This is a genomic window from Rhodanobacter sp. Soil_C_14 (assembly GCF_057657335.1).
In genome coordinates, this window is record NZ_JBDGIQ010000002.1 from 136,986 (window position 1) to 160,864 (window position 23,879).

24 protein-coding genes are annotated in these 23,879 nt (G+C 66.8%); 6 read left to right on the forward strand and 18 right to left on the reverse strand.

Features of this window, described 5'->3' with window-relative positions; genetic code table 11:
- Positions 1-15 precede the first annotated feature (15 nt).
- Genes AC3A56_RS06165 through AC3A56_RS06180 form a run of 4 tightly spaced genes read right to left on the reverse strand, consistent with a single transcriptional unit; the run spans position 16 to position 2,997 of the window.
- Positions 16-561 carry a pilus assembly protein PilP gene (locus AC3A56_RS06165; RefSeq protein WP_204110530.1) on the reverse strand — a complete coding sequence of 182 codons (546 nt, stop codon included), beginning with the start codon at positions 559-561 and terminating at the stop codon, positions 16-18.
- Positions 558-1,217 (reverse strand): type IV pilus inner membrane component PilO, encoded by a 660-nt coding sequence (locus tag AC3A56_RS06170; protein ID WP_487769713.1) that lies wholly within the window; start codon positions 1,215-1,217, stop codon positions 558-560. Before AC3A56_RS06170 ends, AC3A56_RS06165 begins: the two co-directional genes overlap by 4 nt.
- 2 nt (positions 1,218-1,219) lie before the next feature.
- On the reverse strand, positions 1,220-1,939 hold the full coding sequence (locus AC3A56_RS06175) for a PilN domain-containing protein (protein ID WP_056718461.1): 720 nt from the start codon (positions 1,937-1,939) through the stop codon (positions 1,220-1,222).
- Complete coding sequence (locus AC3A56_RS06180; protein WP_056718462.1) at positions 1,939-2,997, reverse strand: pilus assembly protein PilM; 1,059 nt, start codon at positions 2,995-2,997, stop codon at positions 1,939-1,941. The genes AC3A56_RS06175 and AC3A56_RS06180 overlap by 1 nt, the downstream gene beginning before the upstream one ends.
- 272 nt (positions 2,998-3,269) lie before the next feature.
- Here AC3A56_RS06180 and AC3A56_RS06185 point away from each other — a divergent pair, with 272 nt between their 5' ends.
- Positions 3,270-5,795 (forward strand): penicillin-binding protein 1A, encoded by a 2,526-nt coding sequence (locus AC3A56_RS06185; RefSeq protein ID WP_487769714.1) that lies wholly within the window; start codon positions 3,270-3,272, stop codon positions 5,793-5,795.
- Positions 5,796-5,862: 67 nt separating this feature from the next.
- Positions 5,863-6,537 carry a hypothetical protein gene (locus AC3A56_RS06190; RefSeq protein ID WP_204110527.1) on the forward strand — a complete coding sequence of 225 codons (675 nt, stop codon included), beginning with the start codon at positions 5,863-5,865 and terminating at the stop codon, positions 6,535-6,537.
- A 64-nt stretch (positions 6,538-6,601) separates the two neighbouring features.
- Here the strand turns inward: AC3A56_RS06190 and AC3A56_RS06195 are convergent, their stop codons facing one another.
- The 7 genes from AC3A56_RS06195 to rpoZ all read right to left on the reverse strand — a co-directional run bounded on the left by AC3A56_RS06195 (position 6,602) and on the right by rpoZ (position 14,890).
- Complete coding sequence (locus tag AC3A56_RS06195; protein ID WP_007807225.1) at positions 6,602-7,897, reverse strand: citrate synthase; 1,296 nt, start codon at positions 7,895-7,897, stop codon at positions 6,602-6,604.
- Between the two features lie 300 nt (positions 7,898-8,197).
- A complete protein-coding gene (locus AC3A56_RS06200) occupies positions 8,198-8,452 on the reverse strand; it encodes a type B 50S ribosomal protein L31 (protein WP_007807226.1) in 255 nt (84 codons plus the stop codon).
- Positions 8,453-8,533: 81 nt separating this feature from the next.
- Positions 8,534-9,469: a nucleoside hydrolase gene (locus tag AC3A56_RS06205; protein ID WP_487769715.1), complete on the reverse strand. Its 936-nt coding sequence runs from the start codon at positions 9,467-9,469 to the stop codon at positions 8,534-8,536.
- A gap of 122 nt (positions 9,470-9,591) precedes the next feature.
- Positions 9,592-11,706, reverse strand: a complete 2,115-nt coding sequence (recG, locus tag AC3A56_RS06210; protein WP_487769716.1) for an ATP-dependent DNA helicase RecG — start codon at positions 11,704-11,706, stop codon at positions 9,592-9,594.
- 95 nt (positions 11,707-11,801) lie between these two features.
- The gene (locus AC3A56_RS06215; RefSeq protein WP_056718467.1) at positions 11,802-12,185 is read right to left on the reverse strand and encodes a RidA family protein; all 384 of its coding nucleotides are present in this window, start codon (positions 12,183-12,185) and stop codon (positions 11,802-11,804) included.
- Positions 12,186-12,307: 122 nt separating this feature from the next.
- Positions 12,308-14,473 carry a RelA/SpoT family protein gene (locus AC3A56_RS06220; protein WP_056718468.1) on the reverse strand — a complete coding sequence of 722 codons (2,166 nt, stop codon included), beginning with the start codon at positions 14,471-14,473 and terminating at the stop codon, positions 12,308-12,310.
- Between the two features lie 126 nt (positions 14,474-14,599).
- Positions 14,600-14,890, reverse strand: coding sequence for a DNA-directed RNA polymerase subunit omega (gene rpoZ, locus AC3A56_RS06225; protein WP_007509529.1), 291 nt, complete (start codon positions 14,888-14,890; stop codon positions 14,600-14,602).
- 195 nt (positions 14,891-15,085) lie between these two features.
- Here rpoZ and AC3A56_RS06230 point away from each other — a divergent pair, with 195 nt between their 5' ends.
- Positions 15,086-15,913 (forward strand): MlaA family lipoprotein, encoded by an 828-nt coding sequence (locus AC3A56_RS06230; RefSeq protein WP_056763780.1) that lies wholly within the window; start codon positions 15,086-15,088, stop codon positions 15,911-15,913.
- A 97-nt stretch (positions 15,914-16,010) separates the two neighbouring features.
- On the opposite strand, the gene AC3A56_RS06235 is transcribed toward AC3A56_RS06230, so the two are convergent.
- From AC3A56_RS06235 to AC3A56_RS06265, 7 genes are all read right to left on the reverse strand, one after another.
- The gene (locus AC3A56_RS06235) at positions 16,011-16,325 is read right to left on the reverse strand and encodes an STAS domain-containing protein (protein WP_056763778.1); all 315 of its coding nucleotides are present in this window, start codon (positions 16,323-16,325) and stop codon (positions 16,011-16,013) included.
- Positions 16,322-16,999 carry an MlaC/ttg2D family ABC transporter substrate-binding protein gene (locus AC3A56_RS06240; protein WP_056718470.1) on the reverse strand — a complete coding sequence of 226 codons (678 nt, stop codon included), beginning with the start codon at positions 16,997-16,999 and terminating at the stop codon, positions 16,322-16,324. The genes AC3A56_RS06235 and AC3A56_RS06240 overlap by 4 nt, the downstream gene beginning before the upstream one ends.
- A gap of 50 nt (positions 17,000-17,049) precedes the next feature.
- Positions 17,050-17,901: an outer membrane lipid asymmetry maintenance protein MlaD gene (gene mlaD, locus AC3A56_RS06245; protein WP_056718471.1), complete on the reverse strand. Its 852-nt coding sequence runs from the start codon at positions 17,899-17,901 to the stop codon at positions 17,050-17,052.
- 34 nt (positions 17,902-17,935) lie between these two features.
- A complete protein-coding gene (gene mlaE / locus AC3A56_RS06250; protein WP_204110520.1) occupies positions 17,936-18,712 on the reverse strand; it encodes a lipid asymmetry maintenance ABC transporter permease subunit MlaE in 777 nt (258 codons plus the stop codon).
- The gene (locus tag AC3A56_RS06255) at positions 18,709-19,545 is read right to left on the reverse strand and encodes an ABC transporter ATP-binding protein (RefSeq protein WP_056763775.1); all 837 of its coding nucleotides are present in this window, start codon (positions 19,543-19,545) and stop codon (positions 18,709-18,711) included. The genes mlaE and AC3A56_RS06255 overlap by 4 nt, the downstream gene beginning before the upstream one ends.
- A gap of 74 nt (positions 19,546-19,619) precedes the next feature.
- A complete protein-coding gene (gmk, locus tag AC3A56_RS06260) occupies positions 19,620-20,252 on the reverse strand; it encodes a guanylate kinase (protein WP_056718514.1) in 633 nt (210 codons plus the stop codon).
- 120 nt (positions 20,253-20,372) lie between these two features.
- Positions 20,373-21,233 (reverse strand): YicC/YloC family endoribonuclease, encoded by an 861-nt coding sequence (locus tag AC3A56_RS06265; protein ID WP_056718474.1) that lies wholly within the window; start codon positions 21,231-21,233, stop codon positions 20,373-20,375.
- Between the two features lie 91 nt (positions 21,234-21,324).
- Between AC3A56_RS06265 and rph the strand changes: the two genes are divergently transcribed.
- From rph to hemW, 3 genes are read left to right on the forward strand one after another with little or no spacing between them, the layout of a single operon-like run.
- Positions 21,325-22,056: a ribonuclease PH gene (gene rph, locus AC3A56_RS06270; protein ID WP_056718475.1), complete on the forward strand. Its 732-nt coding sequence runs from the start codon at positions 21,325-21,327 to the stop codon at positions 22,054-22,056.
- 52 nt (positions 22,057-22,108) lie between these two features.
- A complete protein-coding gene (rdgB, locus tag AC3A56_RS06275; RefSeq protein WP_056718476.1) occupies positions 22,109-22,711 on the forward strand; it encodes an RdgB/HAM1 family non-canonical purine NTP pyrophosphatase in 603 nt (200 codons plus the stop codon).
- The gene (gene hemW / locus AC3A56_RS06280) at positions 22,708-23,874 is read left to right on the forward strand and encodes a radical SAM family heme chaperone HemW (RefSeq protein WP_056718477.1); all 1,167 of its coding nucleotides are present in this window, start codon (positions 22,708-22,710) and stop codon (positions 23,872-23,874) included. The genes rdgB and hemW overlap by 4 nt, the downstream gene beginning before the upstream one ends.
- Positions 23,875-23,879 lie beyond the last annotated feature (5 nt).

Sequence of the window (23,879 nt, forward strand, 5' to 3'; positions counted from 1 at the left end):
TCAGCCCCTGTCTACCTATTTCGCGTCGAGCGCGATGCTGGCAGGACGTTCCATCCAGCCACCATTACCGTTGGATACCAGCTCGACCAGATCAATATGGTCTTCGCTGATCGCCGTGATATGCCCGTAGTTCTGACCCATGTACTCGTTGACATGGACGCGGTGGATCACCCCGCCCGGGTCCTTGACCAGCACTTCCATGCTGCCGCCGGCACCGACCGTGCCGACCATCTTCAGGCTGTCCAGCGCGAACAGCTCAAGCGGTTGCTTGGCGCGGTTGGCGTCCGGCCTGGGACCGGTGTTGGCGGTGCTGTTGTTGTCCAGCTCGGCCGTGCTCGGGCTGAACGGGTCACGGCGATCCTGGTCGTCGTACTTGAATGTTTCGAAGGTCTTGATCACCGGCAACGGCTGGATCGGCGCGCCCTTCTTGGCCTTTTCCTGCGCAACCCAGCTGCGCAGGTCGGACATGCCGCGGGTGCAGCCGCCGAGGACCAGCACGGCGCCCAGCATCAGCGCGAAGCGTGCGGCGTGTGCCGGCTTGATGAATGTCTGCTTGTTCATTTCCGGCCCCCCGCCCTGTTCCTGCCCGCGGGTTTGGCTGATGCCGCGCTCTCATCGTCATCGAGGTAGCGATAGGTCTTGACGGTGCCCTGCAGGACCAGTTGCCCGTTCGCGCCCTTGTCGCCCGCCGCCTTCGGTGTCAGCGACACGTCGTGCAGGGTGAGGATCACCACCCGCGGCAACGAAGCCACGCCGCTGATGAAGGTGCCGAACTGGTGGTAGGTGCCGCTGAACTTCAGGGCGATCGGTCGCTCTGCGTAGAAGTCCTTCGGCGTCTCCGGACCGGGCTGGAACAGGTCGGTCTCCAGGCCGGCCGACTGCGCGGTCTGCGAAATGTCGGTCAGCAGCTCCGGCATCTCGGTCTTGCTGGGCAGCTGGCGCAGCAACTGGCGCAGCATGTCCTGCATCTCGTCGAGCTGCTGTTGCAGCGCCTCAAGGTTGACCGACTTGGCCTGCTTGGTGGCGAATTCCTGCTTGAGCGAACCTTCCTTGCCGACCAGCGAATTCAGGCTGTCCTGCTGGTCGCTGATGACGAAGTACCAGCCGGCCAGCAATACCAGGCCGAACAGGAACGTGGTGAAGAAGATCTTTACCGACTGCGGCCAGCCACCGACGTTGTTGCGATCGAGGTTCTGGATATCACTGAGGAAACTCATGATCAGACACCTCCCTTCGCAGCCGGCGCACTGACCGGCTTGGCTTCCGGCGTCACCGGGGCCGCGGGCGTGGTCACTGCCTTGGCCGCCGCACCCAGCGGTGCCGGTACGGCCGGCGCGGCGCTGGAGCTGCTGCCCGCGGGCGGCAACGGCGTCTTGGTGGGGTCGACTTCGTCGGTTTTCGGCTTGCTCAGTTGCACGTTCAGGCCAAACGAGTAGGGCATGCGGGAGGCATCATGCGTGTTCTGCGTCTGGCGCAGGTCGGCATGGCCCATCCACGGCGAGACTTCGATGTTGCGCATGTATTCGGCCACGCTGGCGTTGGACTGCGCCACGCCGTCGAGCGACATCGACTGGCCACTCTGCTTGAGTCCGGTCAGTCGGGCGCTGGTCGGGATCGTCTTCACCAGTTCGTCGAACAGATGCACCATCTGCGAGCGGTCGGCCTGCAACTGCTCGATGATCTGCTTGCGGGCCAGCAGGTGCTCGCGCACCTTCTCCAGCTCCTTGATCTTGGCGATGCGCACGTCGAGCTGCTTGATCTCGGTCTGCAGGTAGGCGTTGCGGTCATTCTGGTTGTCGATGCGCTGGTCCATCCAGAACATCCACACCAGCAACGCGCCAATGCCGACCACGAAGGCGGCAACCAGCTGCATGTAGAACTCGCGCTCGCGTTGCTTGCGTCGCTCGGCGCGCCACGGAAGTAGATTGACGTGTGCCATCAGTCGAAGCTCCTCAAGGCGAGGCCCACCGCAATCATCAACGCGGGGGCGTCCTGCGCCAGCGACTGCGCCTGGACCCGAGGCGACAGCGACATGCGGGCCAGCGGATTGGCGACGACGCAGGGCACGCCGAGCTGCTCTTCGAGCATCGGACCAAGGCCTTCGATCGAGGCGCAGCCACCGGCCAGCACGACCTGGTCGACCTTGCTGTATTCACTGCCGGCAAAGAAGAACTGCAGCAGGCGGCTGATCTGCTGGATCAGCGATTCCTTGAACGGCTCCAGCGCCTCGGTCTCGTAGGACTCGGGCAGGCCGCCCTTGCGCTTGGCGCGGCCGGCTTCCTCGTAGGAAAGGCCGAAGCGCCGCATGATCTCGTCGGTCAGCTGCTTGCCGCCGAAGACCTGCTCGCGCGAGTAGATCGTGCGCTGGTTGCGCAGTACCGACAGGGTGGTCATGGTGGCGCCGATGTCGACCACGGCCACCAGCGCCTCACGGCTGACATTGAGCTGGTCGGCGATCATGGCGAAGGCGTTCTCCATCGCGAACGCCTCCACGTCGATCACCGCGGCGGTGAGTCCGCCCAGGTCCAGCGCGGCCACCCGCATGTCGACGTTCTCGGTGCGCGAGGCCGCCAGCAGCACGTTGTTCATGTCGGGGTTGTCGCGGACCGGGCCGAGCACCTCGTAGTCGAGACTGACTTCGTCGATCGGATACGGGATGTACTGGTTCGCCTCGACCTGGATCTGGCCTTCCAGATCGTCGTCGGACAACTCGCTGGTCATCGGGATGATGCGGGTGATCACGGCGGAGCCGGCCACCGCCGCAGCGGCGTGCTTGAGCTTGGAGCCCGAGCGTGCCAACGCGCGACGAATCGCATCACCCACCGCCTCGATCTCGACGATGTTCTTCTCGACCACGGCGTTCGGCGGCAGTGGCTCGACCGCGTAGTGCTCCACGCGATAACGGCCACCCGCCTGACTTAGCTGCAGCAGCTTGACGGCAGTCGAACTGATGTCGACACCAATCAGCGCCGGCTTCTTCGGTGTAAAGAGCCCCACGGTGTTTCCCCCTTGCCGCTGACGCCCGTAGCCAGAAACCTGGCGGGGTGCGCAGTGGCATTAAATCGAAAAATTAATGCAATGGCAACGGTCTACGGAAACTTTCTCAAGTGATTGGCGTGATCCGGGCCACATTTAGGCGAAACCCCTTCTTGGCTCGACCCTTGCTTCGGCGGGCCGGTTCGAGCTTTGGCAAACCACGCCTCATGCGGGGAATACTGCTACATCTATACTCTGCCATGTTTTGACTCAGGTCTCGCTATCTCCACACCATGCAAATTTTCAAACGCTTGTTGCGCTGGGCTCTGCTCCTGGCCTTTTCCGGTTTGCTCCTGACAGTTATCGCGGTGGGTGTGGCGTATTGGCTGATCTCCCCCCGGCTGCCCTCGGTGGCCGAGCTGAAGAACTACCCCATGCAGGTACCGCTGCGGGTGGTCAGTGCCGACGGCAAGCTGATCGCCAGCTTCGGCGAGACGCGGCGCATCCCGGTGGACATCGACAAGGTGCCCGACCGGCTCAAGCATGCGGTGCTTTCGGCCGAGGACGCCGACTTCTACCACCACCCGGGCGTGGACTGGCACGGCATCGCGCGTGCCGGCTGGCATGTGGTGGTGACCGGCGGCGACAAGGGCCCGGGTGGCTCGACGATCACCCAGCAGGTGGCGCGCAACTTCTTCCTCAGCCCCGAAAAGCTGTATTCGCGCAAGCTCACCGAAATCTTCATCGCGCTGCGCATCGAGCACGAGCTGAGCAAGGACCAGATCCTCGAGCTGTACCTCAACAAGATGTTCCTCGGCCACCGTTCCTACGGCGTGGCCGCGGCAGCGGAGTATTACTACGGCAAGACCCTGGACCAGCTCAGCGTGGCCGAGTGCGCGCTGATCGCCTCGACCTTCCAGCTGCCCTCGGTGGTCAATCCGATCAACGGGCAGAAGCGGGCGATTGCGCGGCGCAACTGGGTGCTGGGCGAAATGCTGCGCCACGACTACATCACCAAGGCCGTCTACGAGCAGGCGATCGCCGAGCCGAACCACGCCTACCCGCATGAGCAGCCGATCGAGGTGGACGCCCCCTACCTGGCCGAGATGGTGCGCCGACAGGTGCTCGACCGTTTCGGCAACGACGCATTGACCGAAGGCTACGTGGTGAAGACCACGGTGCAGAGCGGCCGTCAGCAGGCCGCGGTGGATTCGGTGCGCGAAGGGCTGATCGCCTATGACCGCCGCCACGGCTGGCGCGGCCCGGAAGCCCACCAGGACCTGCCGGCGAATGCGGGCGACGCCGATTTCGACAACCTGCTGGGCGGCTACGGCAGCATCTCGGGCATGCAGCCGGGCATCGTCACCGCCAGCGACGCCGGACAGGCGACGGTCTACCTGTCCAGCCACGAAAGCGCGATTCTCGACCTGGCCGCCCTCAGCTGGGCTCGCCCGCACATCAGTGACGACCGGGTCGGAGCCACGCCGACGCGGGTCGATGCCGTGCTCAAGCGCGGCGACATCATCCGCCTGGCCCGCGACGACAAGGGCGAATGGCAGCTGGCGCAGATCCCCGCCGCGCAAGCCGCGCTGACCTCGGTGAATCCGGAGGACGGCTCGATCCAGGCCCTGGTCGGCGGTTTCAGCTTCGTCCGCAGCAAGTTCAACCGGGCGGTCATGGCCGCCCGCCAGCCCGGTTCCAGCTTCAAGCCGTACCTGTACTCGGGAGCGTTCGAGCGGGGCTTTACGCCCTCCTCGATCATCAATGACGCACCGCTGGCCCTGCCCGACCCATCGCGACCGAACGGCATCTGGACGCCATCCAACGACGATGGCAAGTTCGCCGGTCCGATGCGCCTGCGCGAGGCGCTGGTGCAGTCGAAGAACCTGGTCTCGGTGCGCCTGCTCGACGCCATCGGCGTGCGCTTCATGCGCGAGTACGCAACCCGCTTCGGTTTCTCGCAGGACGCCATCCCGGCCAACCTGTCGATGGCGCTGGGCACCGCCTCGGTGTCGCCGATGAGCATGGCCCGCGGCTACGCCGTGTTCGCCAATGGCGGCTACCTGGTCACGCCGTATTTCATCCACGAGATCGACGACCGCAACGGCACGCCGGTCTACGTGGCCAACCCCGCGCGCGCCTGTCGTAACTGCCAGGAGCGCCTGCTGGACACCAATCCGCCCGGCCCGCCGCCAGCCGACATGAATCCGACGCCGGCCAACAACCTGGCCAACCAGGCCGGCGAGCCGGCCGAGTCGAGCAGCGTCGACGGCGTGGGCGAAGCCGTGCTTCCGGCCGATGCGCACGGCGCCGGTGCGCACGCCCCGGTGCTGGCGCCGCACGTGATCGAGGTGCGCAACGACTATCTGATGGTGTCGCTGATGAAGGACGTGATCCTGCGCGGCACCGGTTCGGCCGCCCGCGCGCTGGGGCGCGACGACCTGGCCGGCAAGACCGGCTCCACCAACGACCACCGCGACGCCTGGTTCGTCGGCTTCAACGGCGAGCTGTCGACCGCCGTGTGGGTGGGCTTCGACGACTACAGCTCGCTCGGCCGGGGCGAGTTCGGCGCCAAGGCGGCGCTGCCGATCTGGATGTCCTACATGGGCAGCGCGCTCAAGGACCAGCCGTCCAGCACGTTGCCGATGCCGCCGGGAATCAGTACGGTAATGATCAACCGTTACAGCGGACTGCCCTCCGGCGCGGGCGATCCCGATGCCATGAGCGAGATGTTCAAGGTGGAAGACGTCGACCGGTTGCGCAGCCAGGCCGCCCAGCAAAAGGAGCAGGACCAGCAACACGCCTACGACATCTTCTGAACCCTCGCCGGCAGCGGCCCGACTGACGGAAGCTGCCGGTTTCCGCATGATGAGGAGCGCCCTGTCCATGTCACGAGGCGAGCACCACCGCATCCACACGCATGACCGCCTGCAACGCAACCGTGTCCGCATCGCCCAGGAAGCGGCGCGGCTGATGAGCGAGCACGGCATCCGCGATTTCCACCACGCCAAGCTGAAGGCGGCGGAACGCCTGGGCATCCTCGACACCCAGGCGCTGCCCCGCAACCAGGAAATCGAGCAGGCCTTGCGCGAACACCAGCGCCTGTTCCTCGGCGACAGCCAGCCGCAACTGCTGCGGCAACGCCGGGAGGCGGCGCTCGACGCGATGCGTTTCCTGGCCGCCTTCGAACCCCGCCTGGTCGGCGCGGTGCTGGAAGGCACGGCGGACGCCCACTCGGCCGTGTGCCTGCACGTCTACAGCGACGATCCGGAGGCCGTGATGCTCTACCTGCGCGAACACGGCGTGCCGTTCGATACCCAGGTGCGCCGGCTACGCTACGGCCGCGACGAGGATCAGCCGGAATATCAGGTGTTGCTGTTCGCCGCCGACGAACTGCCGTTCGACCTCACCGTGCTGCCGCGCGACGCGCTGCGCCAGGCGCCACTGGATCGTGCCGACGACCGGCCGATGCGGCGCGCGTCATTGACCCAGGTGGAACTGCTGCTGGCGGAAGATCCCGCCGACGATTTCGAGCAGCAGTTGAGCGCCGCCCTGCGCTGAAGCGATCTGTCCCGCATGAAAAAAGCCCCGACCATGGCCGGGGCTTTCCTTCAACCGCAGATACTCAGCGCTTCGTTGTCGGCACGAAGTCGCGCACGTCGGCACCGGTATAGACCTGGCGCGGGCGACCGATCCGCGATCCCGGCGTTTCATGCTGCTCGATCCAGTGCGCGATCCAGCCGGCGGTGCGGGCGATGGCGAACATCACGGTGAACATCTCGGTGGGAATGCCCAGCGCCTTGTAGATGATGCCCGAGTAGAAATCGACGTTCGGATACAGCTTGCGCTCGATGAAGTATTCGTCCTTCAGCGCCGCCTCTTCCAGCTTCATCGCCACGTCCAGCAGCGGATCCTTCACGCCCAGTTCGGCCAGCACCTTGTGGCACATCTCGCGGATGATCTTCGCGCGCGGGTCGAAGTTCTTGTACACGCGATGGCCGAAGCCCATCAGGCGGAAGCTGTCGTTCTTGTCCTTGGCGCGCAGGATCGCCGACTCGACGTTGTCCGGGCTGCCGATTTCCTCGAGCTGCTTGAGCACGGCCTCGTTCGCACCACCGTGGGCCGGGCCCCACAGCGCGGTGATGCCGGCGGCGATCGACGCATACGGATTGGCGCCGGTGGAACCGACCAGGCGCACCGTCGAGGTCGACGCGTTCTGCTCGTGGTCGGCGTGCAGGATGAACAGCAGGTCCAGCGCCTTGGCCGCGACCGGATTCATCTGCAACGGCTCGCTCGGCACCTCGAACATCATGTGCAGGAAACGGTCGACGTACTCGAGGTTGTTGCGCGGATAGCGCGACGGCCAGCCGATCGAATAGCGGTAGCAGGCCGCGGCGATCGTCGGCATCTTGGCGATCAGGCGGATCGCGGCCAGCTTGCGGTCGGCCGGATCATCGACGTTGAGGTCGTCGTGGTAGAACGCCGACAACGAGGCGACGGCCGCGGCCAGCATCGCCATCGGGTGCGCGTCGTGGTGGAAGCCCTGGAAGAAGTTCTTCAGCGACTCGTGCAGCATGGTGTGATGCGAGACATCGTGCTCGAACGCAGCGAACTCGTCCGCCTTGGGCAGCTCGCCGTTCAGCAGCAGGTAGGCCACCTCGAGGAAGCTGGACTTCTCCGCCAGCTGCTCGATCGGGTAACCGCGATACAGCAGCACGCCCTTGTCACCGTCGATGTAGGTGATCGCACTCTTGGTGCTGGCGGTGCTGCCGAAACCTGGGTCGTAGGTGAAGTGGCCGGTGTCCTTGTACAGGGTGGCGATGTCGATGCACGCTGGTCCCAGCGTGCCGCTGACCAGGGGCAGCTCGCTGCTGCGACTGGTCGACTCATCCACCAACTTGACGATCTTGGGATCGGACACGGAAATCTCCTTGCATGTGGGTCATCACAGGACGGCATCGCCATGGGCGATGCCGTCCTGTGCGGAATGCCTGGCTTCGGCGGCCGGGGAAAACAGCCGAAGCAACGAACGCCTTGGCGTCAGCTCACCCGCCATTATCGCACAAGGCCACGCGCGCATTCGATGGCGAATGGTCGAATGCCGGACACGAAAAGACACGGGGCAGGCCTGCGCCTGCCCCGTGTCTTCGAACCGCGTTGGCGATCGGGTCTGCTGACCGGCGCCAGGCGCCTGCAGCGACCGGCCCGCAGCAACCGGCGATTACTCCTTGACGGAGCCCGCGTAACGGCGACGGAACTTGTCGACGCGGCCGCCCACGTCAAGCGTCTTCTGCTTGCCGGTGTAGAACGGGTGCGAATGGCTGGAGATATCCACCTTGATCAGCGGGTACTCGTTGCCGTCTTCCCACTTGATGGTTTCCTTGCTGGACATGGTCGACTTGGTCAGGAACGAGAAGTCGGACGACAGGTCCTGGAACACCACCGGGACGTAATTCGGATGGATATCAGGCTTCATGGCTGGCTCTAAAGCGGTGGTGAAAAGAGCGGCATTGTAACGAGGATGCGCCTGGCTGCGCAAGTCGCCCCCACCCGCGGATCAGGCCGGAACGCCCAGCGCGCGCTTCACCATCGCCGCAAAGCGGGCCTGGTCCACCTCCAGCACGATGTTCGCCTGGGCCGGTCGGCCCAGCCGCGCCGTCCAGTCGACCACGGTGGCACCGCGGGTCAGGCGACCATCCAGCTCCACCGCCACCGCCCGCCTTTCACAGCGGGTGACGATCGAGGGGTCCAGCGCGACGGCCATCGCCAGGGCGTCCGCGGCGACCAGTCCGGTGCGTTCGTGCCGGGCGTTGTAGCGACGCGCCGTGGCCACGATCCGCCCGAAGAAATCCGCGCGATGGTCACCGGCGGCCAGCCAGCGGTCGAACTCGGCATCGTCGAATGCGTGCCGCAGGGTGGCTTCCCAGTCGACCAGGTCGAATGCCGGGAACGCCTCGAACACCACGTGGGCCGCCTCGGGGTCGAAGCCGATGTTGAATTCCGCCGGCACCTTGCCGGTGTTGCCGTGGCCGGTGACCGCGCCACCCATCACCACCAGTCGCGCCACTCGTTCGGGCAGGCTCGGGTCCAGCCGCAGCGCCAGCGCCAGGTTGGTCAGCGGACCCAACGCCACCAGGGTCAACTCGCCGGGGCGCTCGCGGGTCAGGCGCAACAGCGCCAGCGCCGCCGACTCGGCCGACACCGCGGCGGCGGGTTCGGCGAAACCCACATCGCCGAAACCGTCCTGGCCATGCACGAAGGCGGCGTCTTCTTCCGGTGCGCGCACCAGCGGCATGGCGCAGCCGGCGAAGACCGGCGTCGTCATGCCCACCAGGTCGACCAGGGTGCGCGCATTGCGCACGGTGTGGCCCAGGCCCACGTTGCCCGCGGCGATGCTGAGGCCGGCCACATCGGCATGGGCGTAAGCCATCAGGATGGCGAGGGCGTCGTCGACACCGGGATCGGTGTCGATCAGGAGTTGCGGCTTGGTCATGTGGACGGGTCGGGTGAGATCAGCTGAGTAGCTTAAAGGGAACAGGGAACGGGGAACAGGGAACAAGGGCCAGAGCGGCGACTATCCCGGTCCATCCCCGTTCCCCGTTCCCGCTCCACCCTTCACGCATGCGCGTAACGGGCGGCGCCGCCGATCCAGCGCTCGATCAACTGGCCGGTCTGCCGCGGATGCTCTGCCAGCATCCGTTCGCCGACCTGCTGCACGGCCGGCAACAGGTGTGCGTCGCGGGTGAGGTCGGCGATGCGGAAACTGAGCTGCCCCGTCTGGCGGGTACCCAGCACTTCGCCGGGCCCGCGCAGCTCCAGGTCCTTCTCGGCGATGCGGAACCCGTCGCTGGTTTCCCGCATCACCTGCAGGCGCTCGCGTGCCAGCTGGCCCAGCGGCGGCTGGTACAGCAGCACGCAGTTGGAGGCCACCGCGCCGCGGCCGACCCGGCCGCGCAACTGGTGCAACTGGGCCAGGCCCAGCCGCTCGCTGTTCTCGATCACCATCAGGCTGGCGTTCGGCACGTCCACGCCGACCTCGATCACCGTGGTGGCCACCAGCACGGCGAGCTCGCCGGCCTTGAACGCATCCATCACCGCCTGCTTTTCCTTCGGCTTCATGCGGCCGTGGATCAGGCCGACCTTGAAGCCGGCCAGCGCCGCGGAAAGTTCCGCGTGCGCCACTTCGGCCGCCTGCGCACGCAGCTGCTCGGATTCCTCGATCAGGGTGCACACCCAGTACACCTGGCGCCCCTCACCGCAAGCGGCGTGGATGCGCTCGATCACCTCGATCCGCCGTGCGTTGGAGATCGCGATGGTCTGCACCGGCGTGCGCCCGGGCGGCAGTTCGTCGATCGACGAGACATCGAGGTCGGCATACGCACTCATCGCCAGCGTGCGCGGGATCGGCGTCGCGGTCAGCACCAGCTGGTGCGGCACCAGTTGCCCGTCCCTGCCCTTGTCGCGCAGGGCCAGTCGCTGTTGCACGCCGAAGCGGTGCTGTTCGTCGACGATCACCAGACCGAGCCGTTCAAACGCCACGCCCTCCTGCATCAGGGCGTGCGTGCCGATCACCACCGCTGCGCCGCCGGCGACCCGGGCCAGCGCCTGCTGGCGCGCCTTGCCGGTGACCTTGCCAGCCAGCCACTCCAGCTCGATGCCAAGCGGCTGCAGCCAGTGCCGGAAATTGTGCAGGTGCTGTTCGGCCAGCAGTTCGGTCGGCGCCATCAACGCCACCTGATGACCGGCTTCGACCGCCGCCAGCGCAGCCAGCGCCGCCACCACGGTCTTGCCGCTGCCAACGTCGCCCTGCACCAGTCGCAGCATCGGATGGTTGCGTGCGAGGTCGCCAGCCACTTCGTCGGTGACCCGCTGCTGCGCCGCCGTCAGCCGGAACGACAGGCTGGCCAGCAACTGCCGGCGCAGCCCGCCGTCACCACCGAGCTTCGGCGCACGGCGGCGGCGCACCGCCTCGCGCATGCGGCGCAGGCTCAGGTGCTGGGTCAGCAACTCCTCGAACGCCAGTCGCTGCTGCGCCGGATGCCGGCCCAGCACCAACTGGTCCAGACGCGCGTCCGGCGGCGGGCGATGCACGTACAGCAGTGCGTCACGCAGCGACGTAAGGCCATGTTCGGCGCACAGCGCCGACGGAATCAGCTCCAGTTGGGCCGCGGGCGGCAGCAGCGCCAGTGCCTTGCCGATCACCCCGGCCAGCCGCTTCGGCCCCAGCCCCTCGGTGGTCGGATAGACCGGGCTGAGCAGGTCGTCGACGGCCGCCACGGCCTCGCCGGTCAGGCGCTGGTAAGTCGGATGCACCATTTCCAGGCCCTGCGCGCCATGGCGAACCTCGCCATAGCAAAGCAGCCGCGCGCCCGGCAGCAACTGCTCGGCCTGGGCGCGATTGAAATGGAAGAAGCGCAGCAGCAGGGTCTGCCGGCTGTCGTCGCCGATCGCCACTTTCAGCTGGGGTCGATAGCGAAAGCCCCGCTCGACCGCCTCGACCACGCCTTCGACCTGGGCCCGGTCGCCCGGACGCAGGTCGGCGATCGGGGTGACCCGGGTCTTGTCTTCGTAGCGCAAAGGCAGGTGGAACCACAGGTCCTGCACCCGTTCCAGCCCCAGCCGGGCCAGCGACGCGACCAGCGCCGGCCCCACTCCAGGCAGCTTGCCGACCGGCGTGAGGCCGGGATCGGTGTCGATGGGGACTGCGGGGCGGGCGGGACGTGTGGCCATGAACGACAAGCCTACCCGAGCATCCTCATCCATCGTAAGCCGGACGGCGACGCACGCTGTCGGCGCCGGCCTCGCGCTGGATCAGCCGATGTCGCTCAGGACAGCACCATCACCGCGTCCACCTCGACCTGGGCCGCCTTCGGCAGCGCGGATACCTCGATTGTGGAGCGCGCCGGATACGGCTGCTGGAAGTACTCCGCCATCACCGCGTTCACCGCGGCGAAATTCGCCAGGTCGGTGACGTAGATGCCCACCCGCACGATCTGCGCCAGCGAGCCGCCGGCGGCCGTGGCCACCGCCGTGAGGTTGTCGAACACGCGCCGTGTCTGCGCGGTGACATCGCCATCGACCAGCGCGCCGGTGGCCGGGTCCAGCGGAATCTGGCCGGAGAAGTAAACGGTGTTGCCGGCTCGTACCGCCTGCGAATACGGACCGATCGCGGCCGGCGCCTGTTCGGTGGTGATGATGCTGCGGGACATGGGGTTTCCTCAGGGAATCGGGAATCGGGAATCGGGAATCGGGAAAGTTATCGCGTCGTCGTGGTCATGCAAACCCCCGGAGCATCGAAACGGCGAACCATTGCCGATTCTCCGTTCCCGGCTTACAGCGGATACCGATACGCCCCGCTGACCACCCCGGTGCGGCGCACGCGACGGATCACGTCGGCCAGGTGCTTGCGGCTTTTCACTTCCATCGCGAACAGCAGGGTGGCTGCCGCGGAGTCGCGTTCGACGTACTCCACGTTCTCGATGTTCGAATCGGCGGCGGCGATCGCGGCGGCCACGGTGGCCAGCACGCCGGGACGATTGATCACCTCGATCCGCAGCTCGGCCCGATAGTCGCCCTGCACGTCGCGGTCCCATTCGATCGCCACGCGGCGTTCGGGCGACTTGCTCAGCTCGAACACGTTCGGGCATTCCTCGCGATGCACCACGATGCCCTTGCCCGAGGACAGGTAGCCGATGATGTCGTCGCCCGGCAGCGGGTGGCAGCAGTTGGCGAAGCTGAGCACGCCGCGCTCGGCGCCGGTGATGCGGATCTTCTCGTGCGTGTGCACCGGCAGCTGCGGCTTGCCGGCCTTCTTGCCGCGCGAGGCGAGCAACTGGCTGGCCACCACGTCGGGCATGCGGTTGCCCAGCGCGATGTCGGACAGCAACTCTTCCAGCCGCTTGAGCTTGGAGGTCTCCAGGAAGCGGTCGAGTACCGCCGCCGGGACGCCATCGAGGCTGCTGCCCAGGGCATCCAGCGCGCGATCGAGCATGCGATGGCCGAAATCCACCGCGTCCTCGTGCTGCAGGTGCTTCAGGTACTGGCGGATGGCGGCACGCGCCTTGCCGGTCACCACCACTTCCAGCCATGCCGGGTTGGGCACCGCCGACGGCGCGGTGATGATCTCCACCAGTTGCCCGGATTCCAGTCGGGTGCGCAGCGGCAGCAGCCGCTTGTCGACCCGCGCGGCCACCGCGTGGTCGCCCACGTCGGTGTGCACGGCGTAGGCGAAATCCAGAGCGGTGGCATTGCGCGGCAGCGACAGGATGTCGCCCCGCGGTGTGAACAGGTAGACCTCGTCGGGGAACAGGTCGATCTTGACGTTCTCGATGAACTCCGACGACGACACCGTGTTGGCCGAACTGTCGACCAGCGAGGACAGCCACTCCCGCGCACGCGCCTGCGCGCTGTTGGCCGGGCCGCTTTCGGTCTTGTAGGCCCAGTGCGCCGCCACGCCACTCTCGGCGACCGAATCCATCTCGGCGGTGCGGATCTGCACCTCGATGGGCGCGCCGAACGGCCCGAGCAGCACGGTGTGCAGCGACTGGTAGCCGTTCGCCTTGGGAATCGCGATGAAGTCCTTGAAGCGCTTGTCGACCGGCTTGTACAGCGCGTGCACCATGCCGAGCGCCATGTAGCAGCTCATCGCGCTGTCGACCACCACGCGGAAACCGTAGACGTCCATCAGCTGGGCGAAGCTCTTGTGCTCGCCACGCATCTTCGAATAGATGCTCCACGGCGACTTGATCCGCCCCACCACCAGGGCCGGCAGGTGGTCGGCCTGCAGGCGCGCGGTCAGCGCCGCCTCGATCTTGCCCATCGCCTCGCGTCGGTTGCCGATCGCCGCGCGGATGCGCTCGCTGATCACGCGATAGCGGTCCGGATACAGGGCGTGGAAGCCCAGGTCCTGCAACTCGGCCTTGAACTTGTTCATGCCCAGGCGCTGCGCGATCGGCGCGAAGATCTCCAGCGTTTCGCGGGCGATGCGCCGGCGCGAGGAGCCGTCCTTGGCGCCCAGCGTGCGCATGTTGTGCAGCCGGTCGGACAGCTTGATCAGGATCACGCGAATGTCGCGCGCCATCGCCAGCAGCATCTTGCGGAAGCTTTCCGCATCGGCCTCCTGGCGGGTGCCGAAGCGCATCTTGTCCAGCTTGGTGACGCCGTCGACCAGTTCGGCCACGACCTCGCCGAACTCGGCGGCGATGTCCTCGCGGCTGAGCTCGGTGTCTTCCAGGGTGTCGTGCAGGATGGCCGCGATGATCGTCTCGGCATCCAGCCCCAGTTCGGCCAGGATGCCCGCCACCGCCACCGGATGGGTGATGTACGGCTCGCCGCTCTTGCGCTCCTGGCCGGCGTGCGCCTGCGCGCCGATCTGGAACGCGCGCAATACCCGCGTCACCTGCGCTTCGGGCAGGTAGTTGATGCGTTCCTTCAGGGCCAGCGCATACGGTGGTAGCGCGGACAGGTCGACCGTGGCGGGGTGGGTGGCCGCAGTCATCGTTGCCGGCGCCTGTTCAGGCGCCTGCCTCGAGTCGGGTGAAGCGTGCGGCTGCCGGACGTGCGCGCTGGATGACACCGGCCATGCCGATGTCGCGCGAGCACGTGCTACAGCAACCGCCATCCATCAGTCGTCGCCACCCTTGGAGAGATCGTCGTCCACTTCGGCCGCCGCCCATTCCAGCGCCTCACGCTCGGCGCGCTCGCGCTCGGCCTTGTCGATCTGGTCGATCGTGGCCTGATCGATGCGGCGCGCGGCGATCTCGCGCAGGGCCAGTACGGTGGGCTTGTCGTGATCCGGATTGACGGCCGGTTCGGCGCCCTTTTCCAGCTGGCGCGCGCGCTTGGTCGCCATCAATACCAGTTCAAAACGGTTGTCGACCACCTCAAGGCAGTCCTCCACGGTAATACGGGCCATGCGAATTCCTTAGGGAATAGAGACTTATATGGTCTGACAGTGTAGTTGAGCGGATGCTTTGCTGGCAATGCGCACGGCGCGTATCATGGCCGGCTGGCCACGGATGGACGCGCTGGGCAAAAACCTGCCGAAAACCGTGCAAGATACAAAACCAGACAGTACACTTAACTGTCCCCCGACGCGAACCCTGCACTGATGCCTTCTTCGCTTCGCTCTTCCCTGCTTGGCCGCTGGTTGCCCGTGCTGGCGATCGCGTTGCTGGCTGGCTGCACGATTGCCAAGCCGCGCACCGACGATCCGCTGGAGAAGTTCAACCGCGGCGCCTACAAATTCAACGACGCCGTGGACAAGGCGGTGATCCGTCCCGTCGCGCTGGGTTACCGCAAGGTGACGAACCCGCCGGTGCGCCGCTCGTTCAGCGACTTCTTCACCAACATCCGGATGCCGATCACGGTCGCCAACGACCTGTTGCAGGCGCGGCCGAAGCAGGCGCTGCAGAGCACGGGCCGGTTCCTGGTCAACCTGACCCTGGGCATCGGCGGCTTCTTCGATCCGGCCAGCCAGCTGGGCCTGCCGCTGGAAGACAACGATTTCGGCGTCACCCTGGCACGCTGGGGCGCCCCGGAAGGCGACTACCTGATGCTGCCCCTGCTCGGTCCCAGCACCGTGCGCGACATCTGGCAGCGCCCGGTGGACAGCTATTTCTTCGACCCGCTGACCCTGTTCGCCAACAACCATCACTACAACGGCCTGCAGTACATGCCGCAGATGATGTACCTGGTGACGATCCGCTCGCGCGCGATCGACGCGGAGGGCTTCCTGCAGTCCGCCTATGACCCGTACGTGTTCATCCGCGACGCCTACCGGCAGCAGCGCCTGTACAAGATCTACGACGGCAACCCGCCGGTGGAGATCATCCAGCAGATGCAGGGCCTGGACGAGCAGAACTTCGATCCCGAGGAATTGCTCGACCAGCAGCATCAGTGGGAAAACAGCCATCCGGGCCAATCGGGCCAGCGCTGACCGAGCCGGCATCGCCGAGCGATCCCGGAGGGAGCGACCGGATGACCACAAAAAAAAGGGGCCGCGAGGCCCCTTTTCATTTTGCTGCTCCGTCGGGTCAGCCCATCATCCGGTCGACTTCGCAGACCTGGGCCAGCGCCCGCATCCCCGCAGGCATGTGGGTGACCTCCAGCGATCGGCCACGGCCACGGACGTCGGCCACCACGGCAAGCACGCAGGCCAGCCCGGCGCTGTCGCTGCGGGTCACCCCGGCCAGGTCGAGCCGGCTGATGCGAACGTCGGCCACCAGTGCGGACTGCATCGCCTGCAGGGCATCCTTCGCCGTGTCGAAACCGAGCTCGCCGGCCACCGCCAGGGTCGCCGGCGAGGCCACGCCCAGGCGGAAGCCGGAAGCAGCGACGGCCTTCGTCACGGCTTGTCCTTGTTGTCCTTGGCCATCGTCTCCAGCGCCTTCTCGCCCTGGGTCTCGAGGTTGGTGATCAGCTGCTCGATGCCGACCTTGCGGATTTCCGCATCCACCTGGTTGCGGTAGTTGGTGACATAGGAAATGCCCTCGATGATCACGTCGTAGGCCTTCCAGTCGCCATTGCGGCCCTTGCGGAACGCGTAGTCGATCGACACCAGCTTGCCGTCGTCCAGCACCACCTGGGTACGCACCACGGTGCGCTTGTCGTTGAGGTCGCCCTTGAACGGCAGCACCTTGACCCGGCCGCGGGTGTAGTTGAGCAGGCCTTCGGCGTAGCGGTGGGTGATCGAGTTGTAGAACGCCTTGGCGAAACGCTCGCGCTGGGCGGGCGTCGCTTCGCGGGCGTGCTGGCCCAGCACCAGGATCGAGGCGTAGTCCAGGTCGAAATGCGGCAGGAACACCTCATCGATGACGCTGATGAGCTTCTCCTGGTTCTTCTTCAGCTCGTCGCGATGCCCCTCGATCGCCGAGGCCAGCTGGTCGGCGATCGTCTGCACGACCTGGGCCGGCGTCGGCTGCGTGGCATCGGCGGCAGCGGGTGCGGGCGTCTGGGCAAACGCGGGGGCGGCGACGACGGTGCCGAAGGCGATCGCGGTGGCAAGAGCCAGTCTGCGCAACATGGGTAACTCCTCAAGCGGTACCGGCTCGTCGAGCCGACAGGGATGGCGGGCTATTTGCTGCCGTTGCCGGCGTCTTTCTTGTCACTGGACGAACCGTTCACCAGGAACTTGCCGATCAGGTCCTCCAGCTGCATCGCGGACTGGGTCAGGATCATCTCGTCACCGTCCTTGAGCGCATCGGGTGAACCGCCCGGCTGGATCGCAACATACTGGGTGCCGATCAAACCGCTGGTGAACACCGCGGCGGCCGAATCGTCGGGGATCGCGTCGTAGCGCTTGTCGATCGACAACACCACTTCGGCGTTGAGCTTGACCGGATCGGCGTGCACCGACTGCACGCTGCCGATCACCACGCCGGCCATCTTCACCGGCGCGCCGGCCGAGAGCGTGCCGACGTTGGTGAAGCTCGCCTTCACCGCATAGCTGCCGCCCACGTTGTCGACCACGCCGCCGGCGCCGAAGAACTTGCCCAGCATCTCTTCCAGCGGCTGGGTGGACTTGGTCCGCGCCAGCGTGCCGCCGCCGGCCACCGCCTGCTTCGCGCTGCCGTACTCGATGCCCACGTACTGGTCGCCGAGCAGGCCGCTGGTGAAGATGGTGGCCACCGAATCCTGCGGAATGTGGTTGTAGTTCCTGTCGATCGACAGCGTCACGTCGGCCACGTCGTGATCGGGCTTCAGCGTGATCGACTGCACCTGGCCCACCCGCACCCCGGCGATCTTCACCGGCGCGCGCTCCTTCAGCTGGCCGATGTTGGTGAACTGTGCCTGGATGGTGTAGCTGTCGCCCTGGTGGACGTTCGCCACCGAACTGGTCTGGGTCGCCAGGTAGGCCAGCGCGGCGAAGCCGAGCACGATGAACAGGCCGGTGCCGACGGCGTACGAACTTCTGGGTTGGCTCACGGCAGAATCCTCGGAAAACGATGGGTCATGGCAGTTACATCAGGAAAGCGGTGAGCACGAAATCGAGCGCCAGGATGGCGATCGACGAGGCGACCACGGTGCGCGTGGTGGCATACGCCACGCCTTCGCTGGTAGGCGCGGTGGTGAAGCCCTGGAACACCGCGATCAGCGACACCACCGCGCCGAAGGCCAGGCTCTTGAACAGCACGCCGTTGACGATGTCGGTGCGCACGTCGACCACCGCAGTCATGTTCGACCAGAACGTGCCGTTGTCGATGCCCAGCCAGGTGACGCCGACCAGGTGGCCGCCGAACACCGCCATCGCGCAGAACACGCAGCACAGCAGCGGCATCGCGATCAGCCCGGCCAGGAAGCGCGGCGTGGCGACGTAGGCGATCGGGTCGACCGCCATCATCTCCATCGCCGAGATCTGGTCGGTGGCGCGCATCAGGCCGATCTCGGCGGTGATCGCGGTACCGGCGCGGCCGGCGAACAGCAGCGCGGTGACCACCGGCCCCAGCTCGCGGTACACCGACAACGCCACCACCATGCCGCTGGCCGAGGTGCCGCCGAAGATCGACAGCACGTGGTACAGCTGCAGCATCAGCACCATGCCCACGAACAGGCCGCAGACCATGATGATGGTCAGGCTCATCGCGCCGACGAACCACAGCTGGCGGATAGTCTCGCGCACGTGGCGGAAGCTGCGCGGAACCGCCGCCAGCAGGGTCAGCAGGAACAGCCCGCTGGCCCCGATCTGCGCCAGCGAGCGGAGCACGACATTGTTGGCTTGTGGCCCGCGCGCGGTCATTTCGCCACTCCCGCCAGACCCAGCGCCTGCGCGTAATCACCAGCCGGATACTGGAACGGCACCGGGCCGTCCGCCTCGCCGCCGAAGAACTGGCGCGTCCACGCCGAGCCGTCATCGGCGATCGTCTTCGGATCGCCCTGCGCCACCACCTTGCCGTTGGCGATCAGGTACACGTGGTCGGCCACCCGCTTGACCGCTTCCAGCTCGTGCGCCACCAGCACGCTGGTGATGCCCAGCGTCTCGTTCAACGTGCGGATCAGTTTCAGCACCTGGTTCAGCGCCACCGGGTCCAGCCCCACGAACGGCTCGTCATACAGGATCAGCATCGGATCGAACACGATCGCCCGCGCCAGCGCCACGCGCCGCGCCATGCCGCCCGACAGCTCGTCCGGGCTCAGTCGCGCCGCGCCGCGCAGGCCGACGGCCTGCAGCTTCAGCAGCACCAGGTTGCGAATCAGCTCCTCCGGCAGCTTCGTGTGCTGGCGCAGCGGGAACGCCACGTTCTCGAACACGTCGAAGTCGGTCAGCAGCGCCGAATTCTGGAACAGGTAGCCGATCCCCTCGCGCAGCTTGTACAGCTGCTCGCGCGACAGCTGGGCCAGGTTCGCGCCGTTGACGTGGATCGTGCCCGCGTCGGCGCGCATCTGCCCGGTGATGTGCTTGAGCAGGGTGGTCTTGCCGGTGCCGCTGGGGCCCATGATCGCGGTGATCCTGCCGCGGGGGATGTCCATGTCCAGCGCATCGAAAATGGTCTTGCCGTTGAGCACCGTGGTCAGGCCACGGATCCGCACCAGGGTGGCGTCGTCGGGTGTGGCGCGAACGGGGTCGGTCATGGGCGGCAAACGACGTGGAGAAAGCGGACAAGGTAGCCGATGCGCGGTTCGAAGACCATGCGACGGCCGGCGTTTCAGCCGCCGGGGGCGAGCAGTTCGGCGATCAGGGCTTCGTGGCGCTGCCACTGCAGTGCGCTGCGCAGGCGCACCGCCCGCACGATCGCCTGCAGGTCGGCCAGCGCATCGTCGAACACGTCGTTGACCAGGACGTAGTCGAATTCATGGGCGTGGGCGATCTCGCCGCGCGAGTTGCGCAGGCGGCGCTCGATCACCTCCGGCGCATCCGAACCGCGGCCGCGCAGGCGCCGTTCCAGCTCGGCCCGCGACGGCGGCAGGATGAACACGCTGACGCAATCGGGCTTGCTGCGGCGAATCTGCTCGGCGCCCTGCCAGTCGATCTCCAACAGCACGTCGCGACCCTGCGCCAGCAGTTCCTGCACCGTGGTGCGCGAGGTGCCGTAGAGGTTGCCATGCACCTCGGCGTGTTCCAAAAAAATGCCTTCGGCGATCTCGCGCTCGAACTCCTCGCGTTCGACGAAGTAGTAATGCCGTCCGTACATTTCACCGGGACGCGGCGGCCGCGTGGTGTGCGACACCGACAGCGAGATCGCGTGCTCGCGCTCGAGCAGCGCGTTCACCAGGGTGGACTTGCCCGCGCCGGAGGGCGCGGCGACCACGAACAGCGTGCCCGCCGCCTCAATATTCATGACGATGCGCAGCACGTTCGCCCCCTCTCCCCTCCGGGGAGAGGGTTGTGACCGAAGGGAATCCCTTGCGGAGGGTGAGGGGCCACGGCCTGCGCGGAATCGAGATCAGCAAGCCCATGTTCATTCGATGTTCTGCACCTGTTCGCGCATCTGCTCGATCAGCACCTTCAGCTCGACCGCCGCGTTGGTGCTGCGCGCGTCGACCGACTTGGAACCCAGCGTGTTCGCCTCGCGGTTGAATTCCTGCATCAGGAAGTCCAGCCGGCGGCCGACCGGCTCCTTCAGCCCAAGCACGCGGCGCGTCTCGGCGATATGCGTGCTGAGCCGGTCCAGTTCCTCGTCGACGTCGGTGCGGGTGATCTGCAGCACCAGTTCCTGTTCCAGCCGGCCCGGCTCGACCGGTTGCTTCAGGTCGGCCAGCCGCGTTTCCAGGCGGGTGCGCAACGCGGCGCGGATCTCCGGCATCCAGCCGCGCACGTCGGCCACCACGCGCTCGATGCCGTCCAGCTTCTCGCGCAGGATCTCGCCCAGCTTGGCGCCCTCGCGCTCGCGGGTGGCGGTGAGCGCATCCAGCGCGCGGTCCAGCACGTCGAACAGTGCGGCCTGCTGCGCCTCGGGATCGGTTTCGGCCTGCTGCATCACGCCGGGGAAGCGCAGCAGTTCGGTGAACTGCACCTGCAGGCCGGGGAACAGCGCGGCCATGTCCAGGTTCAACTCCGACAGGCGCGCCAGCAGCGCACTGTTCACCTGCAGCGATTCGCTGCGCCCGTCACCGGTACGCCGCACGGTCAGGTCCAGCTTGCCGCGCGACAGCTTGCTCGCGACCCGCTCGCGCAACTGCGATTCGAACGCGCGCAGGTCGTCCGGCAGGCGCGGACTCAGCTCCAGGTAGCGGTGGTTGACCGTGCGCAGCTCGCAGCCGAGCGTACCGGCGGGGCCGGTGGTTTCGGCGCTGGCATAGGCCGTCATGCTGCGGATCATCGGCGCCTTCCGGGCGTGGGGAAAGGACGCAATGGTAAACTCTCCGATCCTGCTTGCCCAATCCGGCCAGGCTGACCCCAGGACCCGCCCCATGAATTCCGTCTCCCGCCCCAGCGGCCGCGCCAGCGACCAGCTGCGCGCCGTCAGCATCGAACGCCACTACACCCGCCATGCCGAAGGCTCGGTGCTGGTGAGCTTTGGTGACACCCGCGTGCTGTGCACCGCCAGCATCGAGGATCGCGCGCCGGCCTGGCTGCGCGGCAAGGGCGAGGGCTGGATCACCGCCGAATACGGCATGCTGCCGCGCGCCACCAACACCCGCATGCAGCGCGAAGCCGCGCGCGGCGGCCAGGGCGGCCGCACCATGGAAATCCAGCGGCTGATCGGCCGCAGCCTGCGCGCCTGCATCAACCGGCAGGCGCTAGGCGAACGGGTGATCACGCTGGACTGCGACGTGCTGCAGGCCGACGGCGGCACCCGCACCGCGGCGATCACCGGTGCCTACGTGGCCCTGGTCGACGCGGTGAACCTGCTGATGAAGCGCGAGAACCTCAAGCGCAATCCGGTGATCGGCGCGATCGCCGCCGTGTCGGTGGGCATCTACAAGGGCCAGCCCGTGCTCGACCTCGACTACGCCGAGGACTCAGACTGCGACACCGACATGAACGTGGTGATGAACGACGGCGGCGGTTTCATCGAAGTGCAGGGCACCGCTGAAGGCCATGCCTTCCGCCGCGAAGAGATGGACGCGATGCTGGCCCTGGCCGAGAAAGGCATCGGCGAACTGGTTGCCGCGCAACGTGCGGCGCTTTTATCCCATTGAAGCCGTCGCGCGCAGCGCGACAATCAACCGGACTCAAGGAAACCACATCACCATGCAACGCATCGTGCTGGCCAGCAGCAACCCCGGCAAGCTGAAGGAATTCAGTGCGCTGCTGGCCGACAGCGGCCTCGACGTGGTCCCGCAGACCAGCCTGGGCATCAGCGACGCCGACGAGACCGGACTGACCTTCGTCGAGAACGCCCTGCTCAAGGCACGCCACGCCGCCCAGGCCAGCGGCCTGCCTGCGCTGGCCGACGATTCCGGCCTGTGCGTCGATCACCTGCACGGCGCACCCGGGCTGTACTCGGCGCGCTACAGCGGCGGCCACGGCGATGCCGCGGCGAACAATGCGAAGCTGCTGCGCGAACTCGACGGCGTGCCGACCGAACAGCGCGGCGCGTTCTTCATCTGCGTGCTGGTGCTGCTGCAGCACGCCGACGACCCCGCCCCGCTGATCGCCGAAGCACGCTGGCACGGCCGCATCCTCACCGAGGGGCGCGGCACGGGCGGCTTCGGCTACAACCCGGTGTTCCTGCCCGAGGGCTACCAGCAAAGCGTGGCCGAAATGGACGACGCGCTGAAGAACCGGCTCAGCCATCGCGGCCAGGCCCTGGTGAAGCTGCACGAGCGGCTGCGCGAACGCCACCACGCATGAGCCTGATCGCGCCACCGCTGTCGCTGTACGTGCACATGCCGTGGTGCGTGAAGAAGTGTCCGTACTGCGACTTCAACTCACACGGCCTGCGCAGCGAGCCGCCGCCGTACGCCGGCTACATCGACCATCTGCTGGCCGACCTCGACGCGGACCGCGCAGACTTCGCCATGGCGCTGGAAGGTCGCCCCGTCATCAGCGTGTTCTTCGGCGGCGGCACGCCCAGCCTGTTTTCGCCGGAGCTGATCGCCCGCCTGCTCGACGGCGTGCGCGAGCGCTTGCCGCTGGCCGATGACGCGGAGATCACCCTGGAAACCAATCCCGGCACGGTCGAGCATGGCCGCTTCGACGGCTACCTGGCCGCCGGGGTCAACCGCATCTCGTTCGGCGTGCAGAGCTTCGACGACGACAAGCTGCGCCGGCTCGGCCGCATCCACTCGGCGAACGAGGCCGAGGCCGCGGTGAAGTCGGCACAGAACGCCGGCTACGACAACATCAACCTCGACCTGATGTACGCGCTGCCGCAGCAGGACCTCGACGGCGCTCTGGCCGACGTGGAACGCGCCGTCGCGCTGCAGCCCACCCACGTCTCGCACTACCAGCTCACGCTGGAGCCGAACACCGTGTTCGCCGCGAACCCGCCTCCGCTGCCCGATGACGACGATGCGTGGGCGATGCAGGAAGCCTGCGAGGCGCGTCTGGCCGCCGCCGGCTACGGCCAGTACGAAATCTCCGCCTATGCCAGGCCCGGCCGGCGCTGCGTGCACAACCTCAACTACTGGCAGTTCGGTGACTACCTCGGCATCGGCGCCGGGGCCCACGGCAAGCTCAGCGACGCCGCCAGCGGCGACATTCACCGCCGCTGGAAGACCCGCGGCCCGCGCGCCTACATGGATGCTGCCGCCGGCCCCGCACGCATCGGTGGCGACAACCGGGTGGAGGCCAGCGAGCTGCCGTTCGAATACATGCTCAACGCGCTGCGACTGATCGATGGCGTGCCAATGGCGGCCTTTGCCGAGCGCACCGGCCTGCCGGCCGAACGCATCGCTGCCGGCCTGGCCGCCGCCCGCCAGCGCGGCTGGCTGCGCGACGATCCGGGTCGCCTGCACGCCACCGCACTGGGCCAGCGCTTCCTCAACGATGTCATTGCCAGCTTTCTCGATTGAAGCGA